Origin of the sequence: Micromonospora sp. NBC_00617 (genome assembly GCF_045161355.1) — a bacterium.
In the GTDB taxonomy this organism is placed as follows: Bacteria; Actinomycetota; Actinomycetes; order Mycobacteriales; family Micromonosporaceae; genus Micromonospora.
The window spans coordinates 5459135-5475470 of record NZ_CP107751.1 but is presented as its reverse complement, the minus strand read 5'-3'; the positions used below and the strand labels follow the sequence as shown (position 1 = coordinate 5475470).

Annotated in this window: 13 protein-coding genes; 7 read left to right on the top strand and 6 right to left on the bottom strand. The window is 71.7% G+C overall.

Annotation, left to right across the window (positions count from 1 at the left end):
* Window positions 1-7: 7 nt before the first annotated feature.
* The 4 genes from nuoL to OG505_RS25140 all read left to right on the top strand — a co-directional run bounded on the left by nuoL (window position 8) and on the right by OG505_RS25140 (window position 6318).
* A complete protein-coding gene (nuoL, locus tag OG505_RS25155) occupies window positions 8-1933 on the top strand; it encodes an NADH-quinone oxidoreductase subunit L (protein ID WP_405428155.1) in 1926 nt (641 codons plus the stop codon).
* 64 nt (window positions 1934-1997) lie between these two features.
* Window positions 1998-3533, top strand: coding sequence for an NADH-quinone oxidoreductase subunit M (locus tag OG505_RS25150; RefSeq protein ID WP_405428153.1), 1536 nt, complete (start codon window positions 1998-2000; stop codon window positions 3531-3533).
* 55 nt (window positions 3534-3588) lie between these two features.
* Window positions 3589-5142, top strand: a complete 1554-nt coding sequence (nuoN, locus tag OG505_RS25145) for an NADH-quinone oxidoreductase subunit NuoN (RefSeq protein WP_405428151.1) — start codon at window positions 3589-3591, stop codon at window positions 5140-5142.
* A 90-nt stretch (window positions 5143-5232) separates the two neighbouring features.
* A complete protein-coding gene (locus OG505_RS25140) occupies window positions 5233-6318 on the top strand; it encodes a polyprenyl synthetase family protein (protein WP_405428149.1) in 1086 nt (361 codons plus the stop codon).
* 100 nt (window positions 6319-6418) lie between these two features.
* On the opposite strand, the gene OG505_RS25135 is transcribed toward OG505_RS25140, so the two are convergent.
* Complete coding sequence (locus OG505_RS25135; protein ID WP_405428147.1) at window positions 6419-7618, bottom strand: MFS transporter; 1200 nt, start codon at window positions 7616-7618, stop codon at window positions 6419-6421.
* A 154-nt stretch (window positions 7619-7772) separates the two neighbouring features.
* Between OG505_RS25135 and OG505_RS25130 the strand changes: the two genes are divergently transcribed.
* Complete coding sequence (locus tag OG505_RS25130; protein WP_405428145.1) at window positions 7773-8555, top strand: IclR family transcriptional regulator; 783 nt, start codon at window positions 7773-7775, stop codon at window positions 8553-8555.
* A 124-nt stretch (window positions 8556-8679) separates the two neighbouring features.
* Here the strand turns inward: OG505_RS25130 and OG505_RS25125 are convergent, their stop codons facing one another.
* Window positions 8680-10806: a PhoX family protein gene (locus OG505_RS25125; protein ID WP_405428143.1), complete on the bottom strand. Its 2127-nt coding sequence runs from the start codon at window positions 10804-10806 to the stop codon at window positions 8680-8682.
* Window positions 10807-11021: 215 nt separating this feature from the next.
* On the opposite strand from OG505_RS25125, the gene OG505_RS25120 reads away from it, so the two are divergent.
* Together OG505_RS25120 and OG505_RS25115 are read left to right on the top strand one after the other, a co-directional pair.
* A complete protein-coding gene (locus OG505_RS25120) occupies window positions 11022-11537 on the top strand; it encodes a sigma-70 family RNA polymerase sigma factor (protein ID WP_405434696.1) in 516 nt (171 codons plus the stop codon).
* A complete protein-coding gene (locus OG505_RS25115; protein WP_405428141.1) occupies window positions 11534-12253 on the top strand; it encodes an anti-sigma factor family protein in 720 nt (239 codons plus the stop codon). Before OG505_RS25120 ends, OG505_RS25115 begins: the two co-directional genes overlap by 4 nt.
* Window positions 12254-12416: 163 nt before the next feature.
* Here OG505_RS25115 and rarD read toward each other — a convergent pair whose 3' ends face one another.
* The 4 genes from rarD to eccE all read right to left on the bottom strand — a co-directional run bounded on the left by rarD (window position 12417) and on the right by eccE (window position 16323).
* Window positions 12417-13334: an EamA family transporter RarD gene (gene rarD, locus OG505_RS25110; protein WP_405428139.1), complete on the bottom strand. Its 918-nt coding sequence runs from the start codon at window positions 13332-13334 to the stop codon at window positions 12417-12419.
* A complete protein-coding gene (locus OG505_RS25105; RefSeq protein ID WP_405428137.1) occupies window positions 13331-13828 on the bottom strand; it encodes a GNAT family N-acetyltransferase in 498 nt (165 codons plus the stop codon). Before OG505_RS25105 ends, rarD begins: the two co-directional genes overlap by 4 nt.
* Window positions 13829-13947: 119 nt before the next feature.
* The gene (locus OG505_RS25100) at window positions 13948-14334 is read right to left on the bottom strand and encodes a phage holin family protein (protein ID WP_405428135.1); all 387 of its coding nucleotides are present in this window, start codon (window positions 14332-14334) and stop codon (window positions 13948-13950) included.
* Between the two features lie 111 nt (window positions 14335-14445).
* The gene (gene eccE, locus OG505_RS25095; RefSeq protein ID WP_405434694.1) at window positions 14446-16323 is read right to left on the bottom strand and encodes a type VII secretion protein EccE; all 1878 of its coding nucleotides are present in this window, start codon (window positions 16321-16323) and stop codon (window positions 14446-14448) included.
* Window positions 16324-16336 lie beyond the last annotated feature (13 nt).

The window sequence follows — 16336 nt, the reverse complement described above, 5'->3', positions numbered from 1 at the left end:
CAAGCAAGTGGAAGAGACTGTGCAGTACGCAGAGGCCACGGGCTTGCTCGGCAGCGTCTGGCTGCTGGTGGCGATCCCGCTGGTCAGCGCGGCCGTCCTGCTGCTGCTCGGCCGGCGGGCCGACCGCTGGGGGCACTGGTTGGGCGTCGCGGCCATCGGCGCCGCGTTCGTGCTCGGGCTGGCGTCCTTCTTCCAGCTGCGCGGCCTGGAGAACAAGTCGGTCGAGCTGAGCCTCTGGGACTTCATCGCGGTCGGTGACCTGCGGGTCGACTTCGGCCTGCTGTTCGACCCGCTGGCCGCGGTCTTCGTCCTCCTGATCACCGGCGTCGGTTTCCTGATCCACCTGTACGCCGTCGAGTACATGGCGCACGACGCGGGTCGCCGCCGGTTCTTCGCGTACTTCAACCTGTTCGTCGCGGCCATGCTGCTGCTGGTGCTCGGCAACAACTACGTGATGCTGTACTTCGGCTGGGAGGGCGTCGGTCTGGCGTCGTACCTGCTGATCTCCTTCTGGTACGGGCGGCCGAGCGCCGCCACGGCCGGCAAGAAGGCGTTCCTGATGAACCGGGTCGGCGACGCCGGCCTCGCCATCGGCATCTTCATCATGTTCGCGACCCTGGGCACCACCCAGTACGACGAGGTGTTCAACGGTGTCGGCGCGATGACCGGCACCACCGTGCTGGTGCTCGGCCTGCTGCTGCTGCTCGGTGCGGCCGGCAAGTCCGGCCAGTTCCCGCTCCAGGCGTGGCTGCCGGACGCGATGGAGGGCCCCACCCCGGTGTCGGCGCTCATCCACGCCGCCACCATGGTCACCGCCGGTGTCTACCTGATCGCCCGGTCCAACCCGATCTTCTCCGCCAACTCGACGCTCCAGCTCGTGGTGGTCAGCGTCGGCGCGCTCACCCTGTTGATGGGCTGCATCATCGGTGCGGCGAAGGACGACATCAAGCGGGTGCTGGCCTGGTCGACGGTGAGCCAGATCGGCTACATGTTCCTCGGTGTCGGCCTGGGCGGTGGCGCGTACGCGCTGGCCATCGTGCACCTGCTGGCGCACGGCTTCTTCAAGGCCAACATGTTCCTGGGCGCAGGCTCCGTCATGCACGGGATGAAGGACCAGGTGGACATCCGCCGCTTCGGTGGGCTGTCGACGTACATGAAGGTCACCTGGCTGACGTTCATGATGGGCTGGCTTGCCATCATCGGCATGTTCCCGTTCTCCGGCTTCTTCTCGAAGGAGCCGATCATCGTGGCCGCCTTCGAGCGGGAAGACTGGACCGCCTGGCTCTTCGGTGGGGCGGCGCTGCTCGGCGCCGGACTGACCGCGTTCTACATGACGCGGCTGTTCGTGCTCACCTTCCACGGCCCGAAGCGGTGGACCGAGGACATCGAGCACCCGCACGAGTCGCCGAGGCTGATGACCATCCCGCTGATCCTGCTGGCGGTCGGTTCGGTCGGCGCCGGCTTCCTGCTCTCCACGTCCGTTCCGGACTGGCTGACGGCGACCGCCGGGCTGGGCGGCGAGCACGCGGAGCACGAGGCGGTCCTCGCGCACGGCGTGATCACCGCGCTCTCGCTGCTGGTGACGGTGCTCGGCGCCGGGCTGGCCTGGTTCCTGTTCCGGGCCGGTACGGCCACCGCGCCGCAACCGGCCGGGGTGCTGGTCACCGCCGCCCGACGCAACCTCTACACCGACGCGGTCAACGAGGCGGTCTTCGAGAAGCCGGGCATCTTCCTCACCCGGGCGCTGGTCTTCCTCGACAACCGGGGCATCGACGGGCTGGTCAACGGTCTCGCCGCTGGCGTCGGCGGCGGTTCGGGCCGGCTCCGGCGGCTGCAGACCGGTTTCGTCCGCTCGTACGCCACCTCGATCCTTGCCGGTGCGCTGCTGGTGATGGCGGCGTTCCTGGCGGTGCAGGCGGGGTGGTTGGCGTGATCGACCTGAATACGCCCGCCCCCGCCGGCGGACCACGCATCCACGACGGAGGTAAGGCCGCATAATGTCCAACTTCCCCTTCCTCTCGGTGCTCACCGTGGCGCCGCTGGTGGGCGCCCTGGTGGTGGCCTTCCTGCCGCGCCACCGGCCGGAGCTGGCCAAGCAGGTGGCGTTCGTCTGGTCGCTGCTGGTGCTGGTGCTCTCGGTGGTGATGTGGGTCAGCTTCAACGCGGGCGGTGACCGGTTCCAGTTCCGGGAGTCGTACACCTGGATCCCGAACTGGGGCGTCAGCTTCACCTTCGCCGCCGACGGCATCGCGCTGGTGATGCTCATGCTGATCGCGGTGCTGGTGCCGCTGGTGATCCTGGCCTCCTGGCACGACGCGGAGTCCTCCAAGCGGTCCATTCCGGTCTACTTCGCGCTGCTGCTGATCCTCGAGAGCACGATGATCGGCGTCTTCGCCGCCGCCGACGTCTTCCTGTTCTACGTGTTCTTCGAGGTCATGCTGGTGCCGATGTACTTCCTGATCGGCAGCTACGGCGGCCACCAGCGGCAGTACGCGGCGGTGAAGTTCTTCCTCTACTCGCTGGTCGGCGGCCTGTTCATGCTGGCCGCGGTGATCGGCCTCTGGGTGGTCGGCGGGAAGACCTTCGACTGGCAGGCGTTGTCGCAGGTGGACATCAGCACCGGCACCGAACGGTGGCTGTTCCTCGGCTTCTTCCTCGCGTTCGCCATCAAGGCCCCGTTCTTCCCGTTCCACACCTGGCTGCCGGACGCCGGTGGCGCCGCCCCGGCGGGCGCCGCCGCGCTGCTGGTCGGTGTGCTGGACAAGGTCGGCACGTTCGGGATCCTGCGCTACTGCCTGCCGCTGTTCCCGGAGGCGTCGAAGTGGTTCGCGCCGTGGGCGCTGGCGCTGGGCGTGATCGGCATCATCTACGCGGCGCTGCTGGCGGTCGGCCAGAACGACCTCAAGCGGCTCGTGTCGTACACGTCGATCGCGCACTTCGGGTTCATCGGGGTGGGCATCTTCGCCTTCACCACGCAGGCCGGCACGGGCGCGGTGCTCTACATGCTCAACCACGGTCTGGCCACCGGCCTGCTGTTCCTGGTGGTCGGCATGCTGATCTCCCGGCGCGGCTCGTCGTTGATCAGTGACTTCGGCGGCGCCGGCAAGCTGGTCCCGGTGCTCGCCGGTCTGCTGTTCTTCGCCGGTCTCGCCTCGCTCGCGCTGCCCGGCACCGCGCCGTTCATCTCCGAGTTCCTGGTGCTGATCGGCACCTTCACGGTGAACAAGCCGGTCGCGGTCATCGCCACGGTCGGCATCATCCTGGCGGCGGCGTACGTGCTGTGGATGGTGCAGCGCACCACGCAGGGCACGCTCAATCCGGCGCTGACCGAGGTCGACGGGATGCGGCGGGACCTCAACCTGCGCGAGAAGGTCGTGGTTGCCCCCCTGGTCGCGCTGATCGTGCTGCTCGGCTTCTACCCCAAGCCGGTCACTGATGTGATCAACCCGGCCGTCCAGGCGACCATGGACGACATCGGCAGAAGCGACCCGGCCCCGTCCGTGGGCGGCACCGTCCAGGAGGCGCACCGGTGAGCGCGAGGAGTGCAGCGAAGCGGAGCCCCGCAGTCGCGAACGGAAGGCTGGCCCAGTGACCGAGTTGAAATTGCCGTCGCTCGACTACGCGGCACTCGCCCCGATCATGATCATGCTGGGCACCGCGTTGCTCGGTGTGCTGGTCGAGGCGTTCGTGCCGCGGCGCGCGCGGCACGTCGTGCAGCTGACGCTCGCGCTGCTGGCCGTCCTCGCCGCGCTGACCATGGTGGTCCTCAACGCCGACGACCGGCTCGTCACGGCCGGTCAGGCCATCGCGGTGGACGGGCCGACGCTCTTCCTCCAGGGCGCCATCCTGGTGCTGGCCGCGATGGCGCTGCTGCTGATCGGTGACCGTACCGTCGAGCGGGGCGGCGCGTTCGTCGCCCACGCCGCGGTGACCGCCGAGTCCGCCGACGACCGGAAGCAGGCCGAGGGGCGCAACGGGCTCACCGAGGTCTACCCGCTCGTCACGTTCGCGATCGGCGGCATGCTGATCTTCGTGGCGGCGAACGACCTGCTGACCATGTTCATCGCGCTGGAGGTCTTCTCCCTGCCGCTCTACCTGCTCTGCGCGCTGGCCCGCCGCCGGCGTCTGCTGAGCCAGGAGGCGGCGATGAAGTACTTCCTGCTCGGCGCGTACGCCTCGGCGTTCTTCCTGTTCGGGGTGGCCCTGATCTACGGCTTCACCGCCGGTGTTCCCGGCCGTACGGCCGGGGTTGACTTCGCCACCATCAACGCGGCGGTGACCGAGTCGCCGGCCAGCCCGGTGCTGCTCTTCGCCGGCATGGCGCTGCTCGCCATCGGTCTGCTCTTCAAGGCCGCCGCGGCCCCGTTCCACGTGTGGACGCCGGACGTCTACCAGGGTGCGCCGACCCCGGTCACCGGCTTCATGGCCGCCTGCACCAAGGTCGCGGCGTTCGGCGCGCTGCTGCGCGTCTTCCACGTCGCGTTCGAGGGCGGGGGCTGGGACTTCACGCCGGTGCTCGGTGCGGTGGCGGTGCTGACCATGCTGGTCGGCGCGGTGCTGGCGGTCACCCAGACGGACATCAAGCGGCTGCTCGCGTACTCCTCGATCGCCAACGCCGGCTACCTGCTGGTCGGTGTGCTGGCGCCGAGTCGCGACGGGCTCTCCGGCACCATGTTCTACCTGGTCGCGTACGGCTTCTCGGTGCTGGCCGCGTTCGCGGTGGTGACCCTGGTGCGCGACGCCGACGGTGAGGCCACCCACCTGTCCCGCTGGGCCGGGCTGGGGCGGCGCTCGCCGTTCTACGCCGGGCTGTTCACGTTCATCCTGCTGGCGTTCGCCGGTATCCCGTTGACCAGCGGCTTCACCAGCAAGTTCGCGGTCTTCGGGCCGGCGCTGGCCGGCGGTCAGGCCTGGCTCGTCATCGCGGGTGTGCTGACCAGCATGGTGTTGGCGTTCCCGTACCTGCGGGTTGTGGTGATGATGTGGCTGTCCGAGCCGGGCGAGTCCACGCCGACGGTCACCGTGCCGGGCGGCCTCACGTCCGCCGCGCTGATGGTCGGTGTGCTGGCCACCCTGGCGCTGGGTGTCGCCCCTGGTCCGTTGCTCGACCTGGCTACCGGAGCCGCAGAATTCGTGCGGTGAGACGTACCTCGGACACCGGGGGTCGGCGCGCGAACGCGTGCCGGCCCCCGCTGCGTATCCCCGACCCGGAGCAGGTCGAACGGGTGTGGCATGGTTGATGGCGTGGTGATTCCGGCTGGCGAGCGTTCAGGTGCCACCGGTTCCGGCGGTCGTCGGGGTCGGGCGAGCACGAGTCAGTTCGGCGCGCTCGGCCTTCATCTTGCCGATCCCCGCGTCGAGGCGTCCGTGCTGGGGCTGCTGGACGCGGTCGAGGTCGAGCTGCGCGCCAGTGTGGCCAGCGCCGACCCGTTCGTCACGGAGGCGGCTCGGCACCTCCTGGAGGCCGGCGGGAAGCGGTTCCGGCCGCTGCTGGTGGCGCTCGGCGCGCAGTTCGGCGATCCGTCGAGCGCGCAGGTGGTCCCGGCGGCCGTGGTGATGGAGCTCACCCACCTGGCCACCCTCTACCACGACGACGTGATGGACGAGGCCGCCGTGCGGCGGGGCGCACCGAGCGCCAACTCGCGCTGGACCAACTCGGTCGCCATCCTGGTCGGCGACTACCTCTTCGCCCGCGCTGCGGACATCGCGGCCGATCTGGGCCCCGAGGCCGTCCGGTTGCAGGCGCGCACCTTCGCCCGCTTGGTGCACGGTCAGATCGCGGAGACGGTGGGTCCGCGCGCCGGGCAGGACCCGGTCGCGCACTACCTGAGCGTGATCGCCGAGAAGACCGGCTCGCTGATCGCCACGTCGGTCCGGTTCGGCGGCATGTTCGGTGGCGCCCCCGCCGAGCAGGTCGAGGCCCTCGCCGGCTACGGCGAGACGATCGGCGTCGCGTTCCAGCTCACCGACGACCTGCTGGACATCGCGTCCGAGTCGGTGCAGTCGGGCAAGACGCCCGGCACGGACCTGCGCGAGGGCGTCCCGACGCTGCCGGTGCTCTACGCCCGGGCGGCCGACGACTCCGACGCCGCGTCGGTGCGGCTACGGGAGATCCTGGCGACCGGCCCGTTGACCGACGACGCGCTGCACGCCGAGGCCCTGGGGCTGCTCCGGGAGAGCCCGGCGCTCAAGCGCGCCCGGGAGACCGTACGCAGCTACGCCGAGGACGCCCGCGCGCGCCTGACCCCGCTGCCCGCGAGCCCGTCCCGCCAGGCGCTGGAGTCGCTCTGCGACTACATCGCCGACCGCACCAGCTAACCCCCAACTGGTCCCCCCACCGGCCCCCGGCCGGCCGTCACTCGGTTGATCATGAAGTTATTGCCTCGACGCGCCGTCTGATCGGGCAACAACTTCATGATCAACGGTGGGCTGGGGGTGCGGCGGCGGTTAGGAGGCGGCTGCCCAGCAGCATGAGGGCGGCGGCGAGCAGCATCGCCACCGCCGCCGTGACCCACATGGTCGGGTAGCCGAAGTGGGCGGCGAGTGGGCCGAGGCTCAGCGGGCCGAGGCAGCCGCCCGCGTACACCCCGGTCTGTGTGATCGAGGTGGCGGCGGCCGGAGCCTGCGGGTGCAGCCGAACCACCGCGAAGTTCACCAGGCCGGGCCACGCCCAGCCCAGGCCGAAGCCGAGCACCACGCCGGCCACCAACGGCGCCGGGCCGGCCACCGCGAGCAGACCGAGCCCGGTCGCCCCGACCACCAGCATCGCGGCGATGAGCGCGACGTGACCGCTGGCTCGGCGGTCGGCCAGTCCGCCGGCACCCACCCGGGCGGCCACGCAGACCGCGCTGCCCAGGGTCAGGGTGAGGCCGGCGAGGCCCGGCGACAGACCCCGGGCGGCGGCCGAGTCCACCAGGAAGGTGCCCAGCGCGTTGGCCGCGCCCGCCGCCAACGTCGCCGCCGCGCCGATCACCACCAGGGCCGTCGTGGCCCGGCCCGCGCGCGCCGAGTCGGCCCGTCGGTCCCGGCCGGACCGCTGCCGGGGTACGGCCGGCAGCGTCGTCAGCGCCGCGACCGCTGCGGCCACGAACGCCCACCGCCACCCGGCGGTGAGCGCGATGGTGGGCACCGCCGCGCCGGCCAGCAGGGTGGAGACCGGAATGGCCGCCTGCTTGACACCGAACGACAGCCCCTGCCGGTTCGGTGGCACGTGCTGGGCCAGTGCGGCGTTGCTGGCCAGTTGACCGAGGGCGTTCGCGGCGGCGCTGAGCGCCAGCAGGGCGAGCAGCACCTCGTACGAGCGGGCGAACACCGCCACGGCCAGCATCGACCCGGAGGCCAGCACGATGCCGCTGCGGGCCACCACGGTCGGCCCGTACCGCTCGACGAGCCGGCCGGAGGGCACCGAGGCCAGCGCGCTCACGCCGAAATAGACGGACACCGCCAGGCCCAGCCCGGCCGGGGAGAAGCCGAGGTCGGCTCCCATCTGCACGGCGAGGCCGCCGAGAAGGAAGACGGGCAGTACGCAGGCCACGGTGGTGGCCACGGCACCGGCACTGGCCCGGATCGGGCGGGTCCGGGTGCGGTCTTCAGCGGGGGTGAGGGTGGTGTTGGTCATCGTCCGGCAAACCTACGCGAGTCAGGCCCGGACCACTCCTGGTGACCAGTGACCTACGAGGAGTGGATGGTGATCTGGCATCCTCGACCCGAACAGGCATTTCGCACCCGGCCTGTTTTTCATATGGTGTAAGTCCCCGGCGGCGGAGGTGGTTGTGCGCGACCCCTTGGCAGAACCTTCGGACCTGATCCGCAGCGTGTCCCGAGCCCTGCGGGTGCTCGAGTCGGTCGGTCGCGCCCCGAAGGGCCTGACCGTCAAGCAGATCGCCCGACGGTGCGAGCTGACCGTGGCCACCACCTACCACCTGGTCCGCACCCTCGCGTACGAGGGCTACGTGATTCGTCGGGAGGACGGCACGTACATCGTGGGGCTGGAGGTGGCCGACCGTTACCGCGAGCTGGTGACCGCGTTCCGGGGCCCGCCGGTGGTCGGTGAGACGTTGCGCCGGGCCGCCGTGGAAACCGGCTACAGCCACTACCTGGGCCGCTTCGTCGGCGGTCAGGTCGCCGTCACGGCGGTGGCCGAGGGGCACCGCTCGCCCTACCTGGAAGACCTGGTCCCCGGCTTCGACGAGGGGGCGCACGCGACAGCCCTCGGCAAGTCCCTGCTCGCCACCCTCACCACCGAGCAGCGTTTCCGCTACCTGCGCGAGTACGGCATGCGCCCGTTCACCACCGCGACGCTGACCACCACCGAGGCATTCGAGGCCGACCTGGCCGCCGGCGACCGGCGCGGCATGCAGCTGGAGCTGGGGCAGTTCCGCCAGGGTGTGGCCTGCGCGGCGGTGCTCGTCACGCCGGACAAGGACATGGAACGTCGGGTCGTGCTGGCCTGCGCCCTGCCGGCGAGCGAGATGATGACGTCCGCGCGGGTCGTCCGGGCCAAGCTGCTCACCGTCGCCCGCACGGTCGCCGACGGCATCGCCGCCGACCACTGACCCGCCGGACGCCGAGAGGCCCTCTCCCGGGCTGGGAGAGGGCCTCTCGGGGCGGTCCAGCGCCGAACCGCCTGAGGGGAACGTCAGCGGCCGGCACGGGGCCCCGCTGGCTCCGGGAGCACCGTCAGCTGCCCACCGGGCCGCCATCGAGGCGCCAGGTGACCACCACGCCCGGCTTGGCGTAGTCGCCGTCCGGCCAGTTCGAGGCCGGGTTCTCCACCGACGCGCCGGTGATCTCACCCGGGTGCTGCACCGCGACGAACACCGAGCGGTTGTCGCCGGTGATGAACGGGCCGCAGGTCTCCGCGCCGAGCGGCACGGTCAGGAACTGCTTGAGGTGACCCTCCTCCGGACCCTCGACGGCGGTGGCGAAGAGGCCGTCGTTGCTGCCCAGCGCGTTGCCGTCGGTGGAGATCCACAGGTTGCCGGTGGCGTCGAAGGCGACGTTGTCCGGGCAGGAGATCGGGGAGACCTTGGTCTTGTCGTACCCGGCGAAGAAGGTCGACGGGTCGGTCGGGTCGCCACAGACGATCGGCAGCGACCAGGCGAAGGTCTCCGAGGTGTTGTCGTTGCGGTCCTCGACCAGCTCCAGGATCTGCCCGTGCTTGTTGGCGTTGCGCGGGTTGGCCTCGTCGGCCGCCGCCTTGCCGGCCTTGCCGCGGTCGGTGTTGTTGGTCAGCGCCACGTAGACCTTGCCGGTGAGCAGGCTCGGCTCGACGTCCTCGGGGCGGTCCATCTTGGTCGCGCCGACCTTGTCGCCGGCGAGCCGGGTGAAGGTCAGCACGTCCGCGGCGGTCATCCCGTCGACGAACGAACGGTTGCCGCTGACCAGCTTGATCCAGCGACCACGACCGTTGAACGCGCCGTCGGCGGGGAGGGTGCCCGAACCGTCGATCTCGCCCGCGCTGGTCTGGTCGAGCTGCGCGACGTAGAGCGTGCCGGACTCCAGCAGGGTGAGGTTGTGCTTGCGGGCCGCCCAGGAGTTGCCCTTGAGGAACTTCTTGTCCGAGACGAACTTGTAGAGGTAGTCGAACCGCTCGTCGTCGCCCATGTACGCGACCACGTGTCCGTCCTTGGCGACGATGACGTTCGCGCCCTCGTGCTTGAAGCGGCCCATCGCCGTGTGCTTGCGCGGGCGGCTCTCCGGGTCGAACGGGTCGATCTCGACGATCCAGCCGAACCGGTGCGCCTCGTTGGGGTGCTTGGCCAGGTCGAAGCGCTCGTCGGCGCGCTCCCACTTACGGCTGCCGCTGGGGTAGCGGGACGCGGTGGTGATGCCGTAGCGGTCCAGCTTCGGCTTGAGGTCGGCCGGAGCGGCGTCCGCGCCGACGAAGTACTGGTTGAAGTTCTCCTCGCCGGAGAGCACCGTCCCCCACGGCGTCACGCCCCCGGAGCAGTTGTTCAGCGTGCCGACGACCGTACGACCCTTGGGGTCGGCGGCGGTCTTGAGCCAGGCCGAGCCGGCGGCCGGGCCGGTCAGGTCGAACTTGGTGCTGAGCGCGGTGACCCGCCGGTTGTACGGCCGGCGACCGTTGTCCACGGGCTTCCACTGCCCGGTGCCGGCGACCCGCTCCAACTCCACCACGGACATGCCGTGCGCGGCCATCGCCGTGCGCAGCTGCTCCACGGAGAGCCCGTCCAGGCCGGGGAAGCCGGGAAACATCAGGTCCTCGTTGGTGTACTCGTGGTTGACCACGAGCAGCGCCCGCCTGCCCTGCTCGTCCAGCGGCAGCACCCCGACGAAGTCGTTGTTGTAGCCGAACTGCTTCGACTGGGCGGCGGCGGTCTGGTGGTGCAGGTTGAACTCCGGCGCGCCCGGCAGCACCGGGTCGCCCCACTTGATCACCACGGCGTGGTCGTAGCCGTTCGGCACGACCAGGGTGTCCAGCTTGTTCGGCGGGATCGGCTTGAAGGTCAGCGCGCCGCTGCCGACGCCCGTGGTGGGACGGCCGAAGCCGAAGCCCTCCGGCACGTTTGGGGTGGCGGGGGCCGCGGCGGCGGGGGCCGCGCCGGCCAGCGCGCCGGCCGCCGCGCCACCGAAGCCGAGGACCAGGGCGCCGACCGCGCCGGCCCGGACGACGCCGCGCCGGGAGACCTCCGCGTTCACCACGTCGCCGAAGTACGCGTTGTCCGACGTGTTCGGGACGGGATGGTCACAGGCGTTGCCGCAGCGGTACAGACAGGTCATGGCGTCACGGGTGCCATGACGGTTGCCGGTCAACAAAGGGAGCAGCCGGGGACGGTCGCTCATTTCAGTGGCCTCCAGAAAAGTCGGTGGCACGACAGGCGGCGTACCAGCCGGACGCTAGGAGGACGTGGTGAGCGGTCGTCGGCCGCAATGTGAACCAGGCGTGAACACCTGCGTGGGGACCAGCGGTCTGACCTCGGTCTGAACCGTTCGGCGTGACCGCACGTATTCCCGAGCGGACACACCGCCGGACGCGCGCCGGAAGTGAGGAGACCGCCATCAGCGACCATGACGCCCAACTGCTGCGGGCGCTGCACGACGAGCACGCGGAGGCGCTGTACGCACACGCCCTGCGGCTGGTCAACGGCGACCGGCAGCGGGCCGAGGACCTGGTGCAGGAGACGCTGCTGCGAGCCTGGCGGCACCCCGAGTCCCTCGACCCGCGACGCGGCTCCGTACGCGCCTGGCTGTTCACCACCGCCCGTAACCTGGCCATCGACGCCTGGCGGCGACGGTCCACCCGGGTCGGCGAGGTGTTCACCGACGAGCTGCCCGAGCCGCCCGAGGTAATCGACGAGGCGGAGCGCGCGGTGGAGGCGTGGACCGTCGCCGAGGCGTTGAACCGGCTCAGCCCCACCCACCGCGAAGTGCTCGTCGAATGCTTCTACCAGGGGCGGTCGGTGGCCGAGGCGGCGTCGAGGCTGGGTGTGCCGCCGGGCACGGTGAAGTCGCGCACCCATTACGCCCTGCGCTCACTACGGTTGGTCCTGGCCGAGATGGGGGTGACGGGATGACTCGGTGCGAGTTCGCGCACGACGACGGCGCGTACGTGCTGGGTGCCCTGGCCCCCGCCGAGCGGGCGGCCTACGAGCGGCACCTCACCGGTTGCGCCTCCTGCCGGGACGCGGTTGCCGAGATCGCCGTCCTGCCCGGACTGCTCGGTCGCCTCGACCCGGCGGGCCTGGAGCAGTTCCTGCCGCCGCCCTCCCCGCCCCGGGTGCCCGCGCTGCTCGACGAGGCCCGGAGCCGCCGGCGCCGCGAGCGCGCGGCGACCCGTCGGCGGTACGCCCTCACGACGCTGGCCGCCGCCGCGCTCGCCCTCGTGGTGGGTGTCGGCACGGCCGCGGTGCTGCCCCGACCGGTCGCCCCACCGGGCACCCCGGGCGCACAGGGCACCCGCCCCGGCCCGCAGGTGTCGATGGTCCCCATGCGGCCGGTGGCCACCGCCGGGCCGGTGCACGCCGAGATCGGGCTGGCCGGCAGCAAGTGGGGCACCGAGGTGACCATGCACTGCGGGTACGACGCGCGGACGAGTTACGGCAAGGCGTACCCGTTCCGGCTGGTGGCCCACGGCCCGAACGGCAGCAGCGAGCAGATCGGCTCCTGGCTGGCCGCCCCCGGCGACGACCTCAACTTCACCGGTGTCACCCGCTTCACCGACGCCGAGCTGGTCAGCGTGGAACTCCAACGATCCGACGGCACCCCCCTGCTGACGTACGCGGTCCCGTAACCCCGCGTGCCCGCGCCGCCCCATCCCGCCCGCCCCCCGCCCGCCCGCGATCTTGCACTTCTTGTTGTCCCATAACGGGTGTAAGCCCACAAATTGACGACAGAAACTGCAAGATCGCGTGGCAGGGCGGGTCGGGGGCAGGGCGGGGGAGGGCTGGGGTGGGTTAGGGGGTTGGGACGGGGGTTGGGAGGCGAGGGGTGCTTCTGGACTGGCGGGCCTGGCGAATGGCGTCGGCGGTGAAGACCACCAGGGCCAGCCAGACCAGTGCGAAGCCGGCGAGGCGGGCCGGCGGCATCGGCTCGTGGAAGATCAGCACGCCGCAGGCGAGCTGGAGGATCGGCGCCAGGTACTGGATCATGCCGAGGCCGGTCAGTGGCAGCCGGTTGGCGGCCCCGGCGAAGAGCAGCAGCGGGATCGCGGTGGCCGCGCCGGCCAGCACCAGCAGCACCGTGTGCCCGGCCGAGACGTGCCCGAAGGTCAACCCGCCATCTCGGCTCAACCAGGCGAGGTAGCCCAGCGCGGGTAGCGCCAGCACCGCCGACTCGACGAAGAGCCCCTCGGCGGCGGGCAACCCGAGCTGCTTCTTGATCAGGCCGTAGCCGGCGAAGCTGAACGCCAGGGTCAGCGCCAGCCAGGGCAGCCGGCCGTAGTCGACGGCGAGCACCGCGACGGCCGACGCGCCGATGCCCAGCGCCACCCACTGCGCCGGGCGCAGTCGTTCCCGCAGCACCGTCACCCCGAGCAGCACCACCACGAGGGGGTTGATGAAATAGCCGAGCGCGGTCTCCACCACCCGGTTGGAGCTGACTCCGTAGATGTAGATGCCCCAGTTGACGGCGATGAGCGCGGACGCGGCGACGATCCCGGCGACCGTCCGGCGGCGGCGTAGCAGCGCCCGTAGGAAGCCGATGTTGCGCAGCGCGCCGAGCAGCAGGGCCACGAAGAGCACCGACCAGACGATCCGGTGGGCCAGGATCTCCAGCGGGCCGGTGGGTCGCAGCAGCTTGAAGTAGAGCGGGAAGAAACCCCAGAGCAGGTACGCGCCGATGCCGTAGAGGTATCCCAGCCGGAGTGGCGTCACGCCTCCACCGTAAGGGGTGAACCTCCGCTTTGTTCCTTTCCGGTGATCGGGGTCACCGGTGGCCGGCGGTCGAGCTGCATCCACCGCTGCGGAACGTCCAACGGGGTGAAGCCGACCCGCGCGTACACCTCGTGCGCGTCGAGGGTGGCCAGCAGGATCCGGCGTACGCCCAGCTCGGCCAGGTGGTCGCGGACCGCGCCGGCCAGCCAACCGCCCAGCCCGAGGCCCCGGGAGGCTCGGTCGACGTACACGTCGCAGAGCCAGGCGAAGGTGGCGCCGTCGGTGACCACCCGGGCCACCGCCACCTGGCCGCCGTCCCCGGGTCGGTAGACGCCGAAGGGGAGTGACCCGGCGAACGCCCGCACGACCGTCTCCCGGTCACGCCCCAGCGCCCAGTACGCGTCGGTGGACAGCCAGTGGTGTATCCGGTCCAGGTCGAGTCGGGCCGGATCGGTGCTGATCAGGTGGCCGTCGGCGCGGGTCAGCGAGAACACGTCTGCGAGGCTAGCCAACCCGACCGGCTCGCCGGCCCGCCAATTCCCGGACTCTGGTCACCGGACCGCCCGGCCCATCGGGAGCCGGGCGGTCCGGGTCGGTGGTGGTCGGTCGCCGGTCAGTCCCGGTCGAGAACGGCGCCGAGGATCCAGGTCACGATGCTCACGAACAGGGCGCCGAGCACGGCGGCCGGCCAGAAGCCGTCCACCGAGAACGGCAGGCCGGCCTGGTCGGCGATCCAGCTGGTGAGCAGGAACAGCAGTCCGTTCACCACCAGCGCGATGAGACCCAGGGTGAGCAGGTAGAAGCCGCAGCCGACGGTCTTGATGATCGGCTGGAGCACCGCGTTGACGACGCCGAAGATCACCGCGACCAGGATCAGCGTGGTGACCGTCTCCACGGCCGAGGTCGACTCCAGGTCGATGCCCGGAATGAGCAGTGTGGCCAACCAGAAGGCCAGCGCCGTGGTGGCCAGCCGAATCAGCAACCCTTTCAGAAAACCCATGGCGGGGATCGTGCCATGGACCACCCACCGGCGTAACCCACCGGTTGACCATCAAGGACGACGCGGCCCAGGGAGGGTCGGGCCGCAGCTCGGGTCGGCGCCCCCGCCGGCTCAGCCGCGCGCCGGCCGACCGATCAGCTGGGCCTCGATCGGGGTGGGGGAGAGCAGCGCCCACCGCAGGGCTCGGCGGTTCACCACCGCCACCATGTCGTCCCGGATCCGGGTGAGCCAGTCGGCCGACCCACCCAGCCCCAGCGCCGTGCCGGCCAGCGCGGCCTCGGCCGCGTGCAGCGGCTGCAGCACCGCCAGGTCAGCACGGCTCAACGCGTCCACATCGGCCGGGGTCAGCTCGTCGCGCACCACGAGGGTGGCCCGCCACGCGGGACCGGGCTCGGTTTCGGCCGGCATCGGCCCGGCGTCGACCACCAGCAGCAACGGCTGGAGCGCGGTGCCCACCGAGTCGGCGACCGGTCGGCCCGGCGGGATCAGCGGGATCGTTCCGCCCGGAGCGCCCACACCTCGCACGAACGGCTCCCAGGCACGGGGCCGCGCCGTCTGCACCACCACCAGCGCGCCCAGGGCCATCGCCCGCAGCGCCATCAACTGCGCGGCGCGCACCCCGCCCACCAGCATCACCCGGGTGCTCTCCGGCCGGAACAGCCGTACGGTGATCGCACCGCCGTGCCGGTTGGTGCCGACCATCATCCCGGCCTCGCCCAGGGTCAGCTCCCAGTCGTCCAGCGCCACCGCCGATTGCCCCCCGACGCTGGTGAGCGCCACCGGCAGCGTGCCAGCCAGCCCGCTCAGGTGCGCGCCGTCGAGTCTGCGCAGCGTCCCGCCGACGCCGTCGACCAGTCGGCCCAGCGCGTCGACGGCCACGGTCAGCTCGGCGGTCGACGCGGCGGCCAGGCGTACGGCCATCTCGGTCGGCGCGGCCCCGGTGCCGTCAGCCGCCGGTGGCCCCACGCAGAGCGACACCGTCGTCGCGGTCGCCGGCAGCGCGAGCAGCCGGGGCACCAGCCGTCGCGCGGCGGGTGCGCCGGTCTGCGGCCAGTCGACCAGCCGGAACGTGGCCTGGACGAGTGCGCCCGAGCGGAGCAGCGGCCACGACTCCCGCACCGGCTGGCCGTCGTGGTGGGCCAGCTCGCCCAGCACGCGTAGTGCCGCCGGCACGCCGAGCGGCCGGGCGGTCAGCGGCCCGAGTCGGCGGACGATCCGGCGTACCGTGCCGGCGAGCGCCGGACGCAGGGCCTCCTGCGTCCACCCGTCCGCCCGCAGCACCCGGACCGCCAGCACCGCCCGCTCCCGCCCGGCGAGCCGCCCGTCGGTGAGCTGCCGGTACGACGTGCCGACGGTGCCACCCGCCGTCGGGACGGGTGCCGGCGTCCCGCTGAGAAGCAGTTGGATCCGCAGCGGCGGGACGTCCGGACCGGGCGTCGGCAGCAGCGCGGCCGGCGCGGGGATCGCCCGGGACGCGTCGCCGAGCAGGTCGCCGGGATCGCCGAGCTCCAGAAGCGCCACCATGCCGCCGGTGTCCTCCAGCACCGCCGCCGGCCCGCCGGACAGCTCCGTCGAGTGGACCACGGCACCGGGTGCGACCAGGGCGAGCAACCCGGCCGGGTCGGCCTGCTGACCCAGCACGCGGCGCCGGGTCACATGCCCGGCGGCGGTGCCCAGCCACTCGAAGAGCCACCGGCCGCGGACCCGCACGCCGGCGACCGCCACCAGGAGCGTCGCCACCAGCAGCGCGGCGACGGTGAGCGGCGTGCCCCGACCCAGCGCGGCGAGGACGACCGCGACGGCGACCTGCCCGGTGACCAGTTGACCCGCGCGGATCCCCGCGCCACCTCGGCTGAACGCGGCCCACCGACCGCGAGATCGTCGACCGGGTACGCCATCCCTGGCTGCCCTTGGCCCGGGAACGCCGAGCGCGGCCGGCGCGGAGCTGACGGCTACGGTCGCGGTCGCTCCGGTGTCGACACCCGGCACGGCGTCGACAGAG